The organism is Streptomyces sp. NPDC054840 (assembly GCF_053611065.1).
Map to the genome: position 1 here is coordinate 1 of NZ_JBSGZP010000057.1, position 18090 is coordinate 18090.

The 18090-nt window shown below is 72.2% G+C and carries 17 protein-coding genes and 1 pseudogene; 11 read left to right on the forward strand and 7 right to left on the reverse strand.

All coding sequences use genetic code 11. From position 1 onward, the window contains the following. The 3 genes from ACWGIU_RS06785 to ptsP all read left to right on the forward strand — a co-directional run. A partial coding sequence (locus tag ACWGIU_RS06785; RefSeq protein ID WP_453703104.1) for a hypothetical protein occupies positions 1 to 187 on the forward strand: 187 nt, incomplete at its 5' end. A 341-nt stretch (positions 188 to 528) separates the two neighbouring features. Continuing rightward, positions 529 to 978, forward strand: coding sequence for a PTS sugar transporter subunit IIA (locus tag ACWGIU_RS06790; RefSeq protein ID WP_453703105.1), 450 nt, complete (start codon positions 529 to 531; stop codon positions 976 to 978). Positions 979 to 1052: 74 nt separating this feature from the next. Beyond that, complete coding sequence (ptsP, locus tag ACWGIU_RS06795; RefSeq protein WP_453703106.1) at positions 1053 to 2723, forward strand: phosphoenolpyruvate--protein phosphotransferase; 1671 nt, start codon at positions 1053 to 1055, stop codon at positions 2721 to 2723. 70 nt (positions 2724 to 2793) lie between these two features. Here the strand turns inward: ptsP and ACWGIU_RS06800 are convergent, their stop codons facing one another. Both ACWGIU_RS06800 and ACWGIU_RS06805 read right to left on the reverse strand, forming a co-directional pair. Next, positions 2794 to 3714 (reverse strand): hypothetical protein, encoded by a 921-nt coding sequence (locus tag ACWGIU_RS06800; protein WP_453703124.1) that lies wholly within the window; start codon positions 3712 to 3714, stop codon positions 2794 to 2796. A 123-nt stretch (positions 3715 to 3837) separates the two neighbouring features. Next, on the reverse strand, positions 3838 to 5814 hold the full coding sequence (locus ACWGIU_RS06805) for an acetoacetate--CoA ligase (protein ID WP_453703107.1): 1977 nt from the start codon (positions 5812 to 5814) through the stop codon (positions 3838 to 3840). Between the two features lie 221 nt (positions 5815 to 6035). Between ACWGIU_RS06805 and ACWGIU_RS06810 the strand changes: the two genes are divergently transcribed. From ACWGIU_RS06810 to ACWGIU_RS06825, 4 genes are all read left to right on the forward strand, one after another. Further along, the gene (locus ACWGIU_RS06810) at positions 6036 to 8390 is read left to right on the forward strand and encodes a glycoside hydrolase family 31 protein (protein ID WP_453703109.1); all 2355 of its coding nucleotides are present in this window, start codon (positions 6036 to 6038) and stop codon (positions 8388 to 8390) included. A 254-nt stretch (positions 8391 to 8644) separates the two neighbouring features. After that, entirely contained in the window at positions 8645 to 9115 is a 471-nt protein-coding gene (locus tag ACWGIU_RS06815; RefSeq protein ID WP_453703110.1) for an SRPBCC domain-containing protein, read from the forward strand. Then, complete coding sequence (locus tag ACWGIU_RS06820; protein ID WP_453703112.1) at positions 9112 to 9456, forward strand: ArsR/SmtB family transcription factor; 345 nt, start codon at positions 9112 to 9114, stop codon at positions 9454 to 9456. Before ACWGIU_RS06815 ends, ACWGIU_RS06820 begins: the two co-directional genes overlap by 4 nt. Before the next feature lie 22 nt (positions 9457 to 9478). Next, positions 9479 to 9916 (forward strand): SRPBCC family protein, encoded by a 438-nt coding sequence (locus tag ACWGIU_RS06825; protein ID WP_453703114.1) that lies wholly within the window; start codon positions 9479 to 9481, stop codon positions 9914 to 9916. Between the two features lie 97 nt (positions 9917 to 10013). Here the strand turns inward: ACWGIU_RS06825 and ACWGIU_RS06830 are convergent, their stop codons facing one another. Then, positions 10014 to 10523 carry an NUDIX domain-containing protein gene (locus tag ACWGIU_RS06830; protein ID WP_453703115.1) on the reverse strand — a complete coding sequence of 170 codons (510 nt, stop codon included), beginning with the start codon at positions 10521 to 10523 and terminating at the stop codon, positions 10014 to 10016. Positions 10524 to 10664: 141 nt separating this feature from the next. Here ACWGIU_RS06830 and ACWGIU_RS06835 point away from each other — a divergent pair, with 141 nt between their 5' ends. The 3 genes from ACWGIU_RS06835 to ACWGIU_RS06845 are packed head-to-tail and all read left to right on the forward strand — an operon-like array spanning position 10665 to position 12748. Next, positions 10665 to 11033, forward strand: coding sequence for an Mpo1-like protein (locus ACWGIU_RS06835; RefSeq protein WP_453703117.1), 369 nt, complete (start codon positions 10665 to 10667; stop codon positions 11031 to 11033). Positions 11034 to 11066: 33 nt separating this feature from the next. Further along, on the forward strand, positions 11067 to 11561 hold the full coding sequence (locus tag ACWGIU_RS06840; RefSeq protein WP_453703118.1) for a Zn-ribbon domain-containing OB-fold protein: 495 nt from the start codon (positions 11067 to 11069) through the stop codon (positions 11559 to 11561). Then, a complete protein-coding gene (locus ACWGIU_RS06845; protein ID WP_453703120.1) occupies positions 11558 to 12748 on the forward strand; it encodes a lipid-transfer protein in 1191 nt (396 codons plus the stop codon). The genes ACWGIU_RS06840 and ACWGIU_RS06845 overlap by 4 nt, the downstream gene beginning before the upstream one ends. Positions 12749 to 13026: 278 nt before the next feature. Here ACWGIU_RS06845 and ACWGIU_RS06850 read toward each other — a convergent pair whose 3' ends face one another. From ACWGIU_RS06850 to ACWGIU_RS06865, 4 genes are read right to left on the reverse strand one after another with little or no spacing between them, the layout of a single operon-like run. After that, positions 13027 to 13653 carry a GTP-binding protein gene (locus ACWGIU_RS06850; RefSeq protein WP_453703122.1) on the reverse strand — a complete coding sequence of 209 codons (627 nt, stop codon included), beginning with the start codon at positions 13651 to 13653 and terminating at the stop codon, positions 13027 to 13029. Further along, positions 13634 to 14080 carry a DUF742 domain-containing protein gene (locus ACWGIU_RS06855; RefSeq protein ID WP_453703125.1) on the reverse strand — a complete coding sequence of 149 codons (447 nt, stop codon included), beginning with the start codon at positions 14078 to 14080 and terminating at the stop codon, positions 13634 to 13636. Before ACWGIU_RS06855 ends, ACWGIU_RS06850 begins: the two co-directional genes overlap by 20 nt. A gap of 43 nt (positions 14081 to 14123) precedes the next feature. Next, positions 14124 to 14561, reverse strand: a complete 438-nt coding sequence (locus tag ACWGIU_RS06860; RefSeq protein ID WP_030016314.1) for a roadblock/LC7 domain-containing protein — start codon at positions 14559 to 14561, stop codon at positions 14124 to 14126. After that, complete coding sequence (locus ACWGIU_RS06865; protein ID WP_453703123.1) at positions 14558 to 17401, reverse strand: nitrate- and nitrite sensing domain-containing protein; 2844 nt, start codon at positions 17399 to 17401, stop codon at positions 14558 to 14560. The genes ACWGIU_RS06860 and ACWGIU_RS06865 overlap by 4 nt, the downstream gene beginning before the upstream one ends. Positions 17402 to 17833: 432 nt before the next feature. Between ACWGIU_RS06865 and ACWGIU_RS06870 the strand changes: the two are divergent. Further along, a pseudogene (locus ACWGIU_RS06870) lies at positions 17834 to 18090 on the forward strand (hypothetical protein); the annotation flags it as partial.

Sequence of the window (18090 nt, forward strand, 5' to 3'; positions counted from 1 at the left end):
TCAAGGAACGGACGCTTCCTTTGTACTCACCCTCTCGGGCTTTCCTCCGGGCTTTCGTTCTGTTCTTGCGTTTCCGACTCTATCAGACTCTTTCGTGTCCGACTTCGTCGACGCTTTCCAGGTATTCGCTTTCGCGTTTTCCCTTTCCGGCGATCCCGAGTCTATCAGCGCTTTTCCTTCTTCCTGACCACTCGCCGTATTACCGAAAAGGCATACGAAAAGGGGACGGAATCAAGATCGATACTGAAGGAGGAGGAGTCCCGTCCATCGGCCGTTCGCGAGAAGTTCACACGAGGCGTCCTGGCGGGAGTCACGACAGTACAGCTCTGGGGGTGCCCAAGCAAATCGATTCAGGCGTATGGTCTAGTCCACCGGTCTAGTCCACTAGTCTCCCTGCCAACGGAGACGCTCGGACCAGGTTCAACATCGGGCGAACCCCAACATCTTGTGTCATATCCTTCTCAAGAGTACGCCGTTCGCGACAGGTAGTGACGGCGACACGAAGAGCCCCACCCCTGGGAGGCCCCCATGACCAACGTGACGTCCCCACTTGCCGGCCGCGCCATCGGACTCGCGGCAGTGCCCGATCCGGTGTTCTCCGGCGCGATGGTGGGACCGGGCACCGCCATTGATCCCGTGCGCGAGCCGTCGGAGGCGGTGTCCCCCGTCGACGGTGTGGTCGTCTCCCTGCACCCGCACGCGTACGTAGTCGTCGACGGCGAAGGTCACGGTGTACTCACGCACCTCGGCATCGACACGGTTCAGCTCAACGGCGAGGGCTTCGAGCTCCTCGTGAACAAGGGCGACACCGTGACCCGCGGCCAGGTCGTGATCCGCTGGAACCCCGCCGCGGTCGAGGCGGCCGGCAAGTCGCCGATCTGCCCGGTCGTGGCGCTCGAAGCGACGGCCGAATCCCTCTCCGACCTTGTCGAGGACGGCGACGTGAAGGCTGACGACGCTCTCTTCAGCTGGCAGTGACACGCCCGCCTGTGCGAGCGAGTCGGATATCCACCGCGGCGGCTCGGCCCGCCGCTCAATCGGAGACGGGTGAAATGGAGACAACGCTGCGAGGCGTCGGCGTGAGCCACGGGGTGGCGATCGGCGAGGTGCGGCACATGGGCACGGCGGTTCTGGAGCCGCCGGCCCGGCAGATCACCGCGGATGAGGCGGCGCGCGAACAGGGGCGCGCCCGTCAGGCCGTGAGTGCCGTGGCGGCCGATCTGATCGCTCGTGGCCAGCTGGCCGGTGGCGAGGCCCAGCACGTGCTCGAGGCCCAGGCGATGATCGCCGAGGACCCCGAGCTGATGGCGGACGTCGACCGGCGGATCGCCGTCGGGAGCACCGCGGAGCGCGGTGTGTACGACGCGTTCGCCGCGTACCGCGACCTGCTCGCGGGGGCCGGCGAGTACATGGCGGGCCGGGTGGCCGACCTCGACGACGTACGCAACCGCATCGTGGCGCGGCTGCTCGGCGTGCCGATGCCGGGTGTGCCCGACAGCGACGAGCCGTACGTGCTGATCGCGCGGGACCTGGCTCCGGCCGACACGGCGCTGCTCGACCCTGCGCTCGTCCTCGGTTTCGTGACCGAGGAGGGCGGGCCGACCAGCCACAGCGCCATCCTCGCGCGGGCGCTGGGCGTGCCGGCGATCGTGGCACTGCCGGGTGCCGGTGAGATCGCCGAGGGCACCATGATCGCGGTGGACGGCAGCACCGGTGACCTGTTCGTGGAACCGTCGCCGCAGAAGCGGGCCGAGCTGGAGGCCGCGGCCGCCGAGCGTAAGGCGGCTCTGGCCGCCTCGTCCGGTCCGGGAGCGACCTCCGACGGTCACAAGGTGCCGCTGCTGGCCAATGTCGGCGGTCCCGCGGACGTGCCGGCCGCCGTCGAGGCCGGGGCGGAGGGTGTGGGTCTGTTCCGCACCGAGTTCCTGTTCCTGGACGACAGCAAGAAGGCGCCGTCCGAGGAGAAGCAGATCGAGTCCTACCGCAAGGTGCTCGAAGCGTTCCCCGAGGGCCGTGTCGTGGTGCGGGTGCTCGATGCCGGCGCGGACAAGCCGCTCGACTTCCTGACGCCGGGCGACGAGCCCAACCCGGCGCTGGGTGTGCGCGGGCTGCGCTCGCTGCTCGACCACCCGGACGTGCTGCGTACGCAGCTCACCGCGCTGGCGAAGGCGGCCGAGGGGCTGCCGGTCCACCTCGAGGTCATGGCCCCGATGGTCGCCGACCGGATCGACGCCAAGGCCTTCGCGGACGCTTGCCGGGAGGCCGGTCTGAACGCGAAGTTCGGCGCGATGGTGGAGATCCCCTCCGCCGCGCTGCGCGCGCGCTCGATCCTCCAGGAGGTCGAGTTCCTGTCGCTGGGCACCAACGACCTGGCCCAGTACGCCTTCGCCGCCGACCGTCAGGTCGGCGCCGTCTCGCGGCTCCAGGACCCGTGGCAGCCGGCGCTGCTCGACCTGATCGCCATGTCGGCGGACGCCGCCAGGGCGGAGGGCAAGAGCTGCGGTGTCTGTGGCGAGGCCGCTTCGGATCCGCTGCTGGCCTGTGTGCTGACCGGTCTGGGTGTCACCTCTCTGTCGATGGGTGCCGCTTCGATTCCTTATGTGCGGGCGACGCTCGCCAAGTACACGCTGGCCCAGTGCGAGCGTGCCGCGGCGGCGGCGCGTGCGTCGGACAGTGCCGAGGAGGCCCGTGGGGCCGCTCAGGCGGTGCTGTCCGGCGAGTAGCCGGATGGTGTGGTGCGGTGTCGAGGGGCCTTCGCCGGTGGCGAGGGCCCCTCGGTCCGTCCTGGCCCGGTCAGTGGTGCGGTCCGGCTGCGTCGACCTCGTAGCCCGGGCAGTATTCGACGCCCGATTCGGGGGCGACGGGGTCTCCGGTGTCGGCGTCGGTGCAGTAGGCGTCGAAGACGGCGGCGGCCGACAGGGCGGTGAGCCGGCCCCGGTCCAGGCGCCAGCCGTGGACCCGGTCCCGGCGGCCCTGGCCGGTGGTCCGTACGACCAGTCCCCCGGGGCCGCCGAGGGCGAGTCCGGCGGCGAGGACCGTCACGAAGTCGAGGCCTTCGCGGCCCTCGACGCGGGGCGGGACCTCCGGGTCGTCGGTGGTGTCGGCGTGCAGGACGGCGACGAGTTGTTGCGCTTCGGTCGGGATGCTGCAGACGAAGTGGTGGTGACCGGGGCCGGCGCCGGCCACCAGGCGTTTGAGTGCGTCGGTGGCCCGGTCGAATGAGGCGTGGCCGATGTCCTCGCCGCAGTCCGCGCAACGACCGACCTCGGCGAGGACCCCGGTGGCGTACTCCCAGGTGGCCTGGCGGACGGCCTCGTCGACGAGGAGTGGGACGAGCTCGTCGATGGGCTGGCCGCTGTAGGGCAGGAGAGCGCCGCTGCCCGCGAGGTCGGCGGTGAAGCGGGCACGGGCTTCGGCGGTGTCCGGGTCGAGTCCGGTGTCCCCGCAGAACTCGGCGTACTCCTCGGGATCGAAAAGGGCGATGGTGGTGTGGATGCCCTGGGCCGCGAGGGACCTGAGCAGGCCGTCCACGTGGTGGAGGTAGTCGGCGTAGTCGGCGTGGTGGTCGAAGCTGAAGCTGCGGTAGCCGCACATGGCCGCGAAGTCCCCGGCGTCGGCCAGGAGGCCGACGGTGCCGGGGACCTCGCGGCGCAGCAGGCGGCGCCGGTCGTTGGTGCGGGTCCGGCGCGTGCCCGTGCCCGTGCCCGTGCCCATGTCCGTGCCCGTGCGGGTGCCCGTGTTCGTGTTCGTACCGGTGTCGTTCTTGCGTGGCATGACTCCCCCTGAGTATCGCAATCACTTGCTCACTCAGAGTAATCAGCGCCACTGACAGTGGCCTCAGCCTCGCGTGCGGGCCAGCTCCTCGTAGAAGTGGAGCAGGTCGAGGTTGTCGACGGAGCCCGGGTTGACCGCCTTGGCCAGGGGTGCGCCCTGCAGGAGGCGCTTGACCGGGACTTCGATGCGCTTGCCGGTGAGGGTGTGCGGAATGCCGGGAACTTCCATGATCTCGTCGGGGACGTGGCGCGGGGAGAGTTCCTCCCGGATGGTCGCCTTGATCCGGGCGCGCAGGTCGTCGTCGAGGGTGGCGCCGGGGACGAGGTGGACGAAGAGCGGCATCCAGTAGCCGCCGTTCGGTTCCTCAAGGCCGATGACCAGGGATTCCTTGATCTCGGGGAGGCGTTCGACAGCCTCGTAGATGTCGGCGGAGCCCATCCGGACGCCCTGCCGGTTGAGGGTGGAGTCGGAGCGGCCGTGGATGATCACCGAGCCGTGGTCGGTGAGGGTGATCCAGTCACCGTGGCGCCAGACGCCCGGGAACATCTCGAAGTAGCTGTCGCGGTAGCGGCTGCCGTCGGGGTCGTTCCAGAAGTGGATCGGCATGGACGGCATGGGGTTGGTGACGACCAGCTCGCCGACCTCGCCCATGACGGGCTTGCCGGAGGGGTCCCAGGCCTGGAGGTCCGTACCGAGGCAGGCGGCCTGGAGTTCGCCGATGTGGACCGGGAGGGTGGGTACGGCACCCGCGAAGCAGCTGCAGACGTCCGTGCCGCCGCTGACGGAGGCGATCCAGAGGTCTTCGGCGACCTCGTCGTGGAGCCAGCGGAAGCCGTCGGGCGGGAGCGGGGAGCCGGTGGTGGCCACGCACTTCACGGCGGAGAGGTCGAAGTCGCGGGACGGGTGGACCTCGGCCTTGCGGCAGGCCATGACGTAGGCGGCGGAGGTGCCGTAGAGGGTGGCCTTCGTCCGCTCGGCGATGCGCCACTGGGCGCCCGTGTCGGGGTAGCCGGGGCTGCCGTCGTAGAGGACGACGGTCGTACCGGTGAGCAGGCCGGAGATGAGGAAGTTCCACATCATCCAGCCGGTGGAGGTGTACCAGAAGAACCGGTCCTCGGGGCCGAGGTCGCAGTGCAGGCCGAGCTGCTTGAGGTGTTCGAGGAGGATGCCGCCCTGTGACTGGACGATGGCCTTGGGGAGGCCGGTCGTACCGGAGGAGTACAGCACCCAGAGCGGGTGGTCGAAGGGGACCGCCTCGAAGACGGGCTCGGTGTCGCCGGAGGTGACGGCGGACCACTCCAGGGCGCCTTCCGGGGCCGGCGTACCGAGGAGCGGGATGTGGACGACGGCGCGCACGGAGGGGAGCTCCGCGCGGAGTTCGGCGACGGTGTCGCGGCGGTCGTGCTCCTTGCCGCCGTAGCGGTAGCCGTCCACGGTGAACAGGACGACCGGCTCGACCTGCTGGAAGCGGTCGAGGACGCTGCGGGCGCCGAAGTCGGGGGCGCAGGAGGTCCAGACCCCGCCGACGGCGGCGGTGGCGAGGAGGGCGACCGCAGCCTCGGGGATGTTGGGGAGGTAGCCGCTGATGCGGTCGCCGGGGCGTACGCCGAGGGCGCGCAGTTCGGCGGCGAGCGACCCGACCTGGCGGCGGAGCTCGGCCCAGGTGACGGGGACGGTCTCGTGGGTCTCGTCGACGTACAGCAGGGCGGGGGTGTCGGCGCGGGCCGGGTCCTCGGCGGCGCGCAGCGCGTGCTCGGCGTAGTTGAGGGTGGCTCCGGTGAACCAGCGTGCGCCGGGCATGGAGCGGTCGGCGAGGACGGACTCGTAGGGGGTGGTGAAGCGGACGTCGAACCACTCGGCGACGGCCTGCCAGAAGGTGTCGAGCTCGTCGACGGACCAGCGGTGCAGGGCGGGGTAGCCGCCGTCGGCCGGGGCTCCGTGGCACTCGGCGGCCCAGGCCTGGAAGGCGGTGATCCGGGCCGCGGCGATCCGGTCGGGGCCCGGCACCCAGAGGGGTTCCGGCTGCGTGGCTGAGGTCATGGGTCGGCTCCCGGTCAAGTCTGCGGCTCGCGCTTCGTGTGCGTACGGTGCCGTCGCGCGGGGGTGTCGGCGCGGCGGCTCACAGGGACCATGCCATGTGATCCTCCGCTGCACCAGGGCTGTCCTGGCGGGTCGGGTCATCGGCGCCGGGGTGCCGCTGCCGGATGAACGACAGTTGAACGCCGTCCCCTCGGCCGGGGGCCGGTGGCAGGGTGAGCGGCATGAACGGTCGTGATCTGGTACGTGCGATGAAGGACATCGGTACGGAGCGGGGTCGGCGCGCCTGGCGCTCTGCCTGGCGCCACCGGCGCTCGGACGCCGTGGGGCTTCCGCGCCGGGGCGCGGAGCGGGCGCGCGTGCCGGGGCTGCTGACCGGTACGGAGGCCCGACCGGGCGGGGGCGTGCTGCGGTTCGCGCGCTCCGAGCTGCTGGTACGGGTGACTGTGGGCGGCGCGGTGTTCTGGAGCTGGGACGGGGCCCGGCCGACGCCGTCGTACGCGGTGGTGGGCGACGGCCCCGAACCGGATCCGCGGGCCGTGCTGGAGCCGGACACCGGGGGCGGCTGGCGGGTGGTGTCGGAGCGGGTGACGGTGGCGGTGTCGCGGCACGGGGCGCTGGAGGTGCGTACGCCGGGCGGGGCGGTGCTGCGGCGGGAGGCGCCGCCGCGGTGGTGGGAGCCGGTGGATCCGCGGATGGGCGCGGCGCGGTGGCTGCAGCGGAGCGAGGTGTCGGCGGACGCGCGGTTCTTCGGACTGGGCGGGCGGGCCGCGGGGCCGCGGCTGCGGGACGGGGCGTACCGGCTGTGGAACACCGATCCGAAGGGGGGCTTCGGGCCGGGGGTCGATCCGCTGTACCTGACGATGCCGGTGCAGATGGTGGTCGCGGACGCGGGGACGCATCTGGTGTTCCACGACAACTCGTGGGACGGGCGGGTGGTGCTGCGCGAGGGTGAGGAGGGCGCGGGTTCGGGTGCGGACCGGCCGGGGGCGAGTGAGCTGCGGATGGAGGGCGGCCCGCTGCGGTGCTGGGTGCTGGCGGGAACGCCTGCGCGGGTGCTGCACGGGTGGGCGGGGCTGACGGGGGCGGCCGCGGTTCCGCCGGAGTGGGCGCTGGGGTACCAGCACGCGCGGTGGGGCTTCGGGAGCGCGGAGGAGGTGCGGCGGGTGGTGGCGGGGTACGCGTCGCGCGGGCTCGTGCTGTCGGCCGTACATCTGGACATCGATCACTACGACGGGCACCGGGTGTTCACGGTGAATGAGGGGCGGTTCCCCGATCTGCCCGAGCTGTCGCGGGAGTTGGAGGAACGGGGGGTGCGGCTCGTGTCGATCGTGGACCCGGCGGTGAAGGCGGGCGACGGGGTGCACGCGGCGGGGCTGACGGTGGGGGCGGGCGGGGCCTTCGTGCGGGACGCGCGGGGCGGGGAGGTGCGCGGTGAGGTGTGGCCGGGCGAGTGCGCGTACCCGGATTTCACGGATCCGGCGGTCCGGGAGTGGTGGGGCGGGCTGTACGAGGAGCGGCTCGCGCAGGGTTTCGCCGGGTTCTGGCACGACATGAACGAGCCGGTGTCCTTCGCGCCGTTCGGTGACACGACGCTGCCGAGGTCGGCGCGGCACGCGCTGGACGGGGCGGGTGGTGACCACCGCGAGGGGCACAACGTGTATGCGCTGGGGATGGCGCGGGCGGGGTGGGAGGGGCTGGTGCGGCTGCGGCCCGCCGAGCGGCCGTTCCTGTTCTCGCGGTCGGGGTGGGCCGGGATGCAGCGGTACGGGGGCACGTGGTCGGGGGATGTGGAGTCCAGCTGGGAGGGGCTGCGTGCCTCGCTGGCGCTGGTGCTGGGGCTCGGGCTGTGCGGGGTCCCGTACTCGGGTCCGGACGTCGGCGGGTTCGGGGGGTCTCCGTCGCCGGAGTTGTACGTGCGCTGGCTGCAACTGGGGGCCTACCTGCCACTGTTCCGGACCCACTCCGCGATCTGGGCGGGGCGGCGGGAGCCGTGGGAGTTCGGGCCGGAGGTGGCGGAGCAGGCGGGGGCGGTGATGGCGGAGCGGGAGCGGCTGCGGCCGTACTTCGTGACGCTGGCCCATCTGGCGCGGCGGACGGGCGCCCCCTACGTCCGGCCGGTGTGGTGGGGGACACCGGAGGAGCGCCGGTTACGGGACTGCGAGGACACGTTCCTGCTGGGTGACGCGCTGCTGGTGGCGCCGGTGCTGGAGTGCGGGGCGGACCGGCGGGCGGTACGGCTGCCGCGGGGGCGCTGGTACGACACGGCGACGGGGGCGGCGTACGAGGGTCCGGGCCAGATCCTGCTGGACGCGCCGCAGGGCCGGATCCCGGTGCTGGCGCGGGCGGGGGCCGTGCTGCCGGTGCGTGCCGGCTCCGGCTCCGACGGCGGGGTGGAGCTGGAGGTCTGGGCTCCGGCGCGGGGGCGGACGGGGGGCGGGGTGGTGATCCGGGATCCGGGGCCGGGCTTCGAACCGGGTGAGGTGGAGCGGTACACGGTGCGGTGGCTTGGGGACGCGGTGGTGGTGGAGGACGAGGCGGGAAACCCGGTGGAGGGGGTCACCGTACGGGGGCTGTAGGCGCGCGGCGCCCTGCGGGCGGGCGGCCGGTGCAGGGCGGCCGGGCCGCCAGGCGGGCGGGCAGGCCGACAGGCGGCGGGCGGGCCGGGAGGCAGTGGGCCCGCCGTGGCCGTACGGGCTCATGGTGCCGCCCCTGTCCCGCCTCCGCCCCCGCCCCGCCGACACGGACACGGACACGCAACCATCGGTTGCGCATGCCTCGGAGGTGGGCTAGATTCATACGCAACCGAAGGTTGCTAAAGAGGGAGACGGCCATGGAGTACGGGAGCATCGAGCGCGAGCTGCACGTCGACGCCTCGCCGGAGGTGGTGTTCGAGGTGCTCAGCAGCCCCGAGCACATCAGGGACTGGTGGAGCGCCGACACCGCGTTCGAGCCGGCCCCGGGCGCCACGGCCCGTCTCACGTGGACAGACGAGGACACCGGCCGGCAGCAGTCGGCGCCGTTCACGGTCGTGGAGGCCGACCCGCCGCGCATGTTCTCGTTCCGCTGGACCTACGACGAGACCGCGACGGAGGCAGCGGGTCCGGGCAATTCACTGCTGGTGACCTTCGAGCTCGTTCCCACGGACCAGGGCACCACCGTCCGCTTCCGCGAGAGCGGCTACCGCGAGCGGGGCTGGGAGGCCGCCGTGCTCGAAGCCCACTACGACGACCACCGGAAGGGCTGGGACTTCTACCTGCCGCGCCTGGTCGCGACCGCCGACCGGCTGGCGGCGGCGCGATGAACACCGCCGTCGACGACGACCTCTGGTCCGCGATAGGCGACCCGACCCGGCGCCGCATGATCGACCTCCTGCTGGCCGACGGCCAGGGGACGGCGACGACCCTCAGCGCGCACCTGCCCGTGACGCGCCAAGCCGTGACCAAACACCTGGCGGTGCTCGACCGGGTCGGACTGGTCCGGTCCGCGCCGGCGGGACGGGAGAAGCGCTACCAGGTGGACGAGGCGCAGCTGGCCCGTGCCGTGGCGCAGCTGAACTCCGTCGGCGAGATGTGGGACGCCCGCCTGCGGCGCGTCAAGAGCCTCGCCGAAGCGATCCAACGAGCGAAGAACGCAGAGCGGTGACACGGAGAAGGAGGAGAGCGAGATGGTGGACATCCTGCACCGGGTAGGCATCACCGCGAGCCCGGAGAAGGTGTACGAGGCGCTCACCACGGTCGAGGGCCTGGCCGCGTGGTGGACGACCGACACGCGTGGGAACGGCGACGGCGTCCTGGAGTTCCGGTTCGGCGACGTCGGCGGCTTCGACATGAAGGTGCTCGACCTCCGGCCGGACGCGCTGGTGCGGTGGGAGGTCGTCGACGGTCCGGCCGAGTGGGTCGGGACGACGGTGAGCTTCGAGCTGACCCGGGAAGGCGAGTGGACGATCCTCATGTTCGCGCACGCGGGCTGGCGCGAACCGGTCGCGTTCATGAACCACTGCAGCACCAAGTGGGCGATCTTCCTGATGAGCTTGAAGTCCTTCGTGGAGACGGGCTCCGGCGCGCCGCATCCGCACGACGTACAGATCAGCAACTGGCACTGACACCGATCCCCCGGGCCCGGAAGCCGCGAGCCGCGCCCCTCCCGGCCGGCCCGTGCTCCCGGGGTCGGGCGCCCGGGCCGCCGAGGGGGCGTCGGGCTCAGGCGTACTTGCCCGCGAACCAGGACGCCGCCGCCTGGGTGTGGAGGGGGAAGGCCAGCGCCGAGGGGGTGCGCAGGATGTGCCAGCCCGTGGTCTCGTCCGTCGGCTTCGAGGCGGGAAGGTCCGCGGCCGGGCGGGCCGGGAGGAGGCCGAAGAGGAGGAGATGGCCCGCCGGGGAGCTCAGGGCGTCGGCCAGGACGACCTCCGAGGCCGGGGCCGTGATGCCGGTCTCCTCGAAGAGTTCACGGACGACCGCGTCGCGCCAGTCCTCACCGAAGTCGATGAAGCCGCCGGGGAGCGCGACGCCGCCGAGGGCCGGTTCGATGGTGCGGGTGATGACCACGAGGCCGGTGCCGCCCACTTCTTCGACGGGGAGGAGAGTGACGGCCACCGGGAGCGGGTTGCGGTAGGCGGTCGCCCCGCAGGCCGCGCAGGCGCGGGGCCACGCAGGGGTGGAGTACGGCGCTCCGCAGGTGGAGCAGTGCGAGTCCTTCAGGTGTGCCGGCATCCGGCGATCGTATGCCAAGGCGGGTGCGGACGGCGGCGGTTGCGGGACCGACCCGGGGGCTCCGGTCGACGGTTCTTCGCGACAGGCATCGCGACTTCCGCGGTGCTGTCGCCGCCGTCCCGCCGTGAGTACCGTGCCCGCATGACTTTCACCTCGTACGAGGAATTCTGGCCGTACTACGTCGCGATGCACTCGCGCGCCGCCACCCGCTGGATCCATCTCACCGGCACCCTCACCGGTCTGGCCCTGACCGCCTACGGGCTGGCCCGCGGCCGCGGGCGCTACCTCGCCGCACTCCCCCTGATCGGGTATGGGACCGCCTGGCCCGCGCACTTCCTGATCGAGGGGAACAATCCGGCCACTTTCGGCCATCCCGGATGGTCGCTGCGCGGAGACGCGCAGATGATCCGGATGATGCTGGCCGGCCGCGACGCGGAGCTGGGCGAGATCGCGCGGAAGTGGCTTGCCGAGAACCCGTGTCAGGGTCGTCCGCCCGTGGCAGACTTCTGACGATCCGTCAGGTCACTGACAGGGAGGGGCATCGTGGCACGCACACGCACACCCGTCGTGAGCGGGTGGTTCACCGAGGACGCGCCGGACGGCGGGGGCTTCCGGCTGCTCGGCACCCGGTGCTCGGCCTGTACCGCGGTGTTCTTCCCGCGCGAGGACGCGTACTGCCGCAATCCGCACTGCCCCGGAGGCGGTGAGCTCGCCGAGGTGCCGCTGTCCCCGCGCGGCCGGGTCTGGTCCTACACCGACGGGCGCTACCGGCCGCCCGCGCCGTACGTTTCCGACCCGGCCGTGCCCTGGGAGCCGTACACGCTGGTCGCGGTGGAGCTGGAGGCCGAGGGAATGGTGGTCCTGGGGCAGGCCGCGCCCGGCGTGGGGGTCGCCGATCTGGCGGTCGGGATGGAGGTCGAGGTGGTCGGGGGCGTACTGCACGAGGGCGGGGGGACCGCGGGGGCCGCCGGGACCGCTGAGGTCACCGGGACCGTCTGGACCACCTGGCAGTTCCGGCCGGTGGGAGGCGCCGAGTGAGCGCCGACATCGCCGTCCTCGGGGCCGGTATGCACCCCTGGGGCAAATGGGGCCGCGGTTTCGTCGAGTACGGGAGGGCCGCCGCTCGGGCGGCGCTGGACGACGCCGGTCTGGACTGGACGCAGGTGGAGTCGATCGTCGGCGCCGACACCGTGCGTTCGGGATACCCGGGCTACGTGGCGGGCGCCACCTTCGCCCGGGCCCTCGGCTGGCAGGGTGCGCGGGTCACCAGCGTGTACGCGGCTTGTGCGTCCGGCGCCCAGGCCGTCGGAGCCGCCCGCGCGCAGATCCTGGCGGGCCTTGCCGACGTGGTGCTCGTGGTCGGCGCGGACGCCGCGCCCAAGGGGTTCTTCGCACCGGCGGGCGGCGACCGGCCCGACGATCCGGACTGGCTGCGGTTCCGTGTGCTCGGCGCCACCAACCCGGCCTACTTCGCGCTCTACGCGCGGCGCCGGATGGCCCTCCACGGGGACACCCTGGAGGACTTCGCCCAGGTCAAGGTGAAGAACGCGGCGGCCGGGGCGCTCAATCCGCACGCCCGCTACCGCAGGCGGGTCACCGCGGAGGAGGTCGCGGCCTCGGCGGTGGTCGCCGATCCGCTCCGGCTGCTCGACATCTGCGCCACCTCCGACGGGGGCGCGGCCCTGGTGCTCACGAGCATGGACTTCGCGCGGTCGCGCGGGGTGGCCGATCCGGTGCGGATCCGGGCCGTCTCGACCGTGACGCCCACCTATCCGCGTACGGTGCTGGACCTGCCGGACATCGCGACCGACTCGGCGGTGGCGGTGGCGCCGACGGCCGGGTCCTTCAGGTCCTCGATCGCGCGCGCCGCCTACGAGGAGGCGGGGCTCGGCCCGGACGACCTGTCGCTCGCCGAGGTGTACGACCTGTCCACCGCCCTGGAGCTGGAGTGGTACGAGGACCTCGGGCTGTGCGGAGAGGGTGAGGGGGCGAAGCTGGTACGGGAGGGGGCGACGGCGCTGGGCGGCCGGGTCCCGGTCAACACCAGCGGCGGGCTGGCCTCGTTCGGGGAGGCGGTGCCGGCGCAGGCGATCGCGCAGGTGTGTGAGCTGACCTGGCAGTTGCGCGGTACGGCCGGGAAGCGGCAGGTGCCGGGTGCGCGGGTCGGGATCACCGCGAACCAGGGGCTGTTCGGGCACGGGTCGGCCGTTGTCGCCGTGCGCTGAACTGCTGGTGTTGTCCGAACGCTTGACGGCCTCCGGCGGCAGGTTCACACTCGCTCCACAGTCCCGAGCCGTGACCGGGACGCCGGTCCCCTGTGAGAGCTGCGGCCCGTACCCCAGTCGGCGGGGGTACGGGCCGCCTCCATGTCAGGCGCCCGGTACGGTTCCGCTCGCGCGGGCCCGCGTACGGCACTGCGCGCGTCGGGCCCGCGTACGGAGCTGCCGGCGCCAGGCGCTCGTACGGGACTGCCGGCGGCAGGCCCTCGTAGGGGACTGCCGGCTCAGGCTCCCGCCGAGAGGCTCCGGCGGCGCTCGCGTGCCAGGGACATCGCGTGTTCCACGACCCCCACCAGCACGTCCTTCACGGATTCCCGGTCCCGTGCGTCGCACAGCAGCACCGGCACCCCGGGATCGAGGTCCAGGGCCGTCCGTACGGTCACCACGGGGTGCCGGTCGGCTCCGTCGAAGCAGTTGACCGCGACGACGAACGGGATCGCGCGCCGCTCGAAGTAGTCGACGGCGGCGAAGCAGTCGGCCAGGCGGCGGGTGTCCGCGAGGACGACGGCGCCGAGCGAACCCTGCGCCAGCTCGTCCCACAGGAACCAGAAGCGGTCCTGCCCGGGCGTGCCGAACAGGTACAGCACCAGGTCCTCGCGGAGCGTTATGCGCCCGAAGTCCATGGCCACGGTGGTGGTGCTCTTGCCCTCCACTCCCCCGGTGTCGTCGACACCGACGCCCGGCTCGGAGAGCCGTTCCTCGGTGCGTAGGGGTCTGATTTCGCTCACCGCGCTGACCAGGGTGGTTTTGCCCACCCCGAAGCCGCCCGCGACCAGGATCTTCAAGGTCAGCGGTTCGACCGGCGACACCGCGTGCATGGCACCGGTGCGGCTAAAGCGCCCGAAGGCCATCGATCACCTCACGCAGAATGGATTCATCGGGCAGTTCTGCCGGTGGTACCGGCCTGGTCACGTGGACCAGTTCCTCGTCGACCAGGTCGCCGATCAGGACGCGGACGACCCCGACGGCGAGGTCGAGATCGGCCGCGAGTTCGGCGACCGACTGCGGTCGGCCCCGGCACAGCCCGAGGATGTGGGCGTGTTCCGGGGAAAGGGTCATGTCCCAGACCGGATCGTCGGCCGCCGGTTCGGCGACGACGAGCGCGATCAGGTCGAGTCGGTGCTGGCCCGCGTGGCTGGTCCGGCCGCGGGTCATGGCGTACGGGCGGACGACCGGTCCCGCGTCGTCGTCGAACCAGTGCGCGTGGTCGGGGTCCAAGTGGTCGGAGTCGGAGTCGGGGTCGGGGTAGGACGGGTCGACGGGGAAACCGGCGGAAATGTCCGTGGGGTGGTCCTGGCCTGAATCACTCATGCCCTACGACTCACCCTCCGGCTGGCAGCCCGGTGCGCGGGGCGGTCGCCAGGTGGTCGCCGACGCGCTTGACCATCAGCGTCATCTCGTACGCCACCTGCCCGACGTCGGAGTCCGCGTCGGCCAGGACGGCCAGGCAGCTGCCGTCGCCCGCGGCCATGACGAAGAGGAAGGCCTCGTCGAGCTCGACGACGGTCTGGCGGACCCGGCCGGAGTCGAAGTGCCGGCCGACGCCCTTGGCCAGGCTGTGGAAGCCGGAGGCGACCGCGGCCAGGTGCTCGCTGTCCTCGCGGGTCAGGTCCTTGGAACTGCCGGTGGGCAGGCCGTCGCCGGAGAGGACGACCGCCTTGCGGATGGAGCCGACCCGGTCGACGAGCTCGTCGAGGAGCCAGTTGAGCGGGCCGGAGCCGCGGCCCCTGGTGTCGTTGCCGGTCTGCGGTGCGGTCATCGACCGTCCCCTTCGTTCTCGTTCGCGGGACCGCCGGCGGCGGATGTGCCTGCCTCGGTCTCGGACTTCTGCTGTGCGTGCTGGTTGCGGCCCGCCGTCCAGCCACGCTGGAGTGCGGACATGCGCGTGCGTACGTCTTCCGCGTCGCGGTCGGCCACCTGGTCGGGGGCGGCTTCGGCGGGTGCGGGGGACGCGGACTTCTTGAGCTGGGGCGCCAGGCTCGCCTGACGGACCCGGCGGGGCAGCCCGCCGATGCCGGGGCCGGGTGCGGCGGCCCCCACATCGGATCCGGCATCGGGTCCGGAGGCCGGGGCGGGCTGCGGGACCACGGACACCGGGCGGGGTTCCACCCGGCGACCGTGCTCGGCGACCAGAGTCGGGGTCGGGCGGCGGCGCGGCAGCGGCACGGCGCCCTGGGAGCGGGGGCCGTCCGGACGCGGGGCCTCCACGCGCTGGGTGTCCAGCCGGACCGGGCCGGTGGGCGCGAGCGACTCGCGGTCGCGGTCGCCCTTGCGGGAGCCGCCGCGGTCCGCGTGCCGGTCGGTGTGGGGCCGGTCCGCCGGGCGCAGGCCCAGGAGGGCGCTGCGCGGGATGCCGTTCGGCGGGGTCTCGTCGTCGAGCGTCGCCATGACCGGGCGGCCGGCGGCGCCGGTGCGGCTCGTGATCGCCGTGGGGGCGTCGTCGAGCACGGCGGGATCGTCAGGGCCGTCCAGCCGGTCCAGGCCGTTCAGGCCGTTCAGGCCGCCGACCGGGAGCGGGGCCTCCAGTTCGACCGGGCCGCGCAGTTCGGCGACGGGCAGCTGGCGGCCGGACGGCGCGCGCTCCATGGCGGCGGGCGCGGGCCGCTCGGACTTGGCGCGGCCGAGGAGGCCGGCCTTGTCGGACCTGAGGGGCTTGGCCGCGGCCCGTGCACCGTCGAACCGGGCGCCCGCGCCGTTGGTCTCGGGGGCCTCGGTCAGCAGGGCCGCGGGAAGGAAGAGCACCGCGGTGGTGCCCCCGTACGGGCTGGGCTGGAGGACGACCTTGACGCTGTGGCGCTGCGCGAGGCGGCTGACGACGAACAGGCCGAGGCGGTCGGTGTCGGAGAGCTCGAACTCGGGGGTCTCGGCGAGCCGGAGGTTCGCGTCGAGCAGCGCTTCCGGGGTCATGCCGAGGCCGCGGTCGTGGATCTCCAGGGTGAAGCCGTTGGCGACGCGCTCGCCGTGCACCTGGACCGCGGTGTGCGGCGGCGAGAACACGGTGGCGTTCTCCAGGAGTTCGGCGATGAGGTGGGTGACGTCGGCGACGGCCGGGCCGACGATGCCCAGGCGCGTGAGCCGGCGTACCTCGATGCGCTCGTAGTCCTCGACCTCGGCGACGGCGGCGCGTACGACGTCCATCAGCTGGACGGGCTTGCGCCACTGGCGGGACGGCGCGGCGCCGGAGAGGATCACGAGGCCCTCGGCGTGCCGGCGCATGCGGGTGGTCATGTGGTCGAGGCGGAAGAGGTCGGCCAGCTCCTCGGTGTCCTCGGTACGGCGTTCCATGGTGTCGAGGAGGGTCAGCTGGCGGTGCAGCAGCACCTGGTTGCGGCGGGCCAGGTTGACGAACACCTCGGAGACGCCGCGGCGCAGGTCGGCCTGCTTGACGGCGGCCTCGACGGCGGCGCGCTGGAGGGTGTTGAGGGCCTGGCCGACCTGGCCGACCTCGTCCTTCTCGTATTCGAGGTGGGGTGACTCGGTCTCCACGTCCACGTGCTCGCCCGCGGCGAGGCGGCGCATCACGCTGGGCAGCCGGACGCCGGAGGCCTCGTGGGCCTCCTTTCGCAGCCGGGACAGGTCGCGGACGAGGTCGCGGCCGATGCGTACGGACAGCACGAGGGACACGACCAGGGCGAGGAAGCCGAGGATGCCGGCGGCGGCGGCCTGGACCATGACGTCCATGGCGACGGGCTCGATGCGCTCCTGGTAGCGGTCGCCGGCGGCGGTGTTCATGGCCGCCAGGTCGTCGAGGACCTTGGTGGAGGCCTCGTCCCACTGGGCGGCGGTGACGCTGCGCGGCTTGTTGACGGCGCCGCCGGATATGAAGCGCTCCTCGGCGTCGCGCAGGGGCTGGGTCTCGGGGTTCTTCCAGAACTGCTCGAAGCTCTCCCGGTCCTCGGCGGGGAGGGTCACGAGGTTGAACTCGTAGAGCAGGCTGCGGTTGGCCGCGAAGTCGGAGACGTGACGGACGTCGGGAGCGGTGACGTTGCGCGCGGCGAGGGCGGAGGCGATGACGGCGTCCTCGCGGGAGAGCAGTTCGCGGGCGCGGCTGATGCCGACGAGGGCGCGGCCTTCCTTGTCCACCTCCACGTTGTCCAGGCCGTGGAGATTCATGAGGAAGTCGTAGCAGGGGTCGACCAGCCGGTTGTAGAGATCCAGGGCCTGCGTGGGGTCCAGGGCGTTCTGGTCGACGGAGCGGCGCATGGTGCCGATGCCCTGGAAGGCGACGACGATCGAGCGCAGCCGCTGGGCGCTCTGCGGGCTCAGCTCGTCGATGACTTTGGAGTCGCGGGCGCTGACGCTGATCTGCTCGACGGCCAGGTCGGTTTCGGCGCGTCGCTTGGTGAGTTCGGCCGTGGCGGTGGCGGCCCGGGGGTCGCCGAGGACGACCAGGGTCTGGCGCCGTTCCTTCTGGATGACGCGGACGACGTCCTCGACGGGGTAGCCGACCTTGTCGATGATGTAGGCCACGTCGAAGAGTTGGACGGCCTCACGGCCGGTGATGACTGTCGCGAAGCCCCAGAGGGCGGTCAGGGAGACGAGCGGCACAAGGAGCAACGCCACGATCTTCCGGCGGATGGACTTCCCGCGAAAGCGCATGGCCTCCCCAGCCTCCCCCAGGTCAACCCCGTTGCCGGGGGTCGGTGTTCCGTCATTTAAACGGCGTGAGCCTACTACTGCTGCGGGGCAGCTTCGAAGACGTGTCCGGACGTTTTCGGCCTGACCCCGGGAGGAAGATCGCCAGTTGTCCGACACTTCCGGTCAAGAGCAGCCCGATATGTGGCAGATGACACTTGGTGGGGCGTCAGTTCCCGCAACCCGATGGATGGCTGGAATTGTTCGTTCCGCGATCATTTCGGCCCGTGCGGGTATCCGCGATTCGGGAATCTCCCGGCGCCGCCGAACGTCTGTCTGTTCGAGGGGTGCGTCGGAGCGGACGGGAGGGATGGATGTGGCGGGGCAGACGCGTCACGTGGCAAGTGGGCAGGACGAGCAGGCATGACGGACCGCGCGGTGGGGAGTGAGCGGACCATGAGCAGTGACGAGGGCGGCGGTGTGAGTGCGGTTCCGGGCGCCGGCTCGGCCGGGCGGGGACTGTGGGTCGAGGAGCCGGCCCGGCGGCGCCGGATGCCGGATTCGGTACGGACGTCCGCGGTGCGGGCGGTGCTGATCGTGTCCCTGACCCTGACGCAGGCGACGATCACGTTCTTCCTGACCCTGACCGGGTCCTGGCTGGCCCTCCCGATGGGCCTCGGCGCGATAGCCGGGACGATCGTGGCCACCTGGGG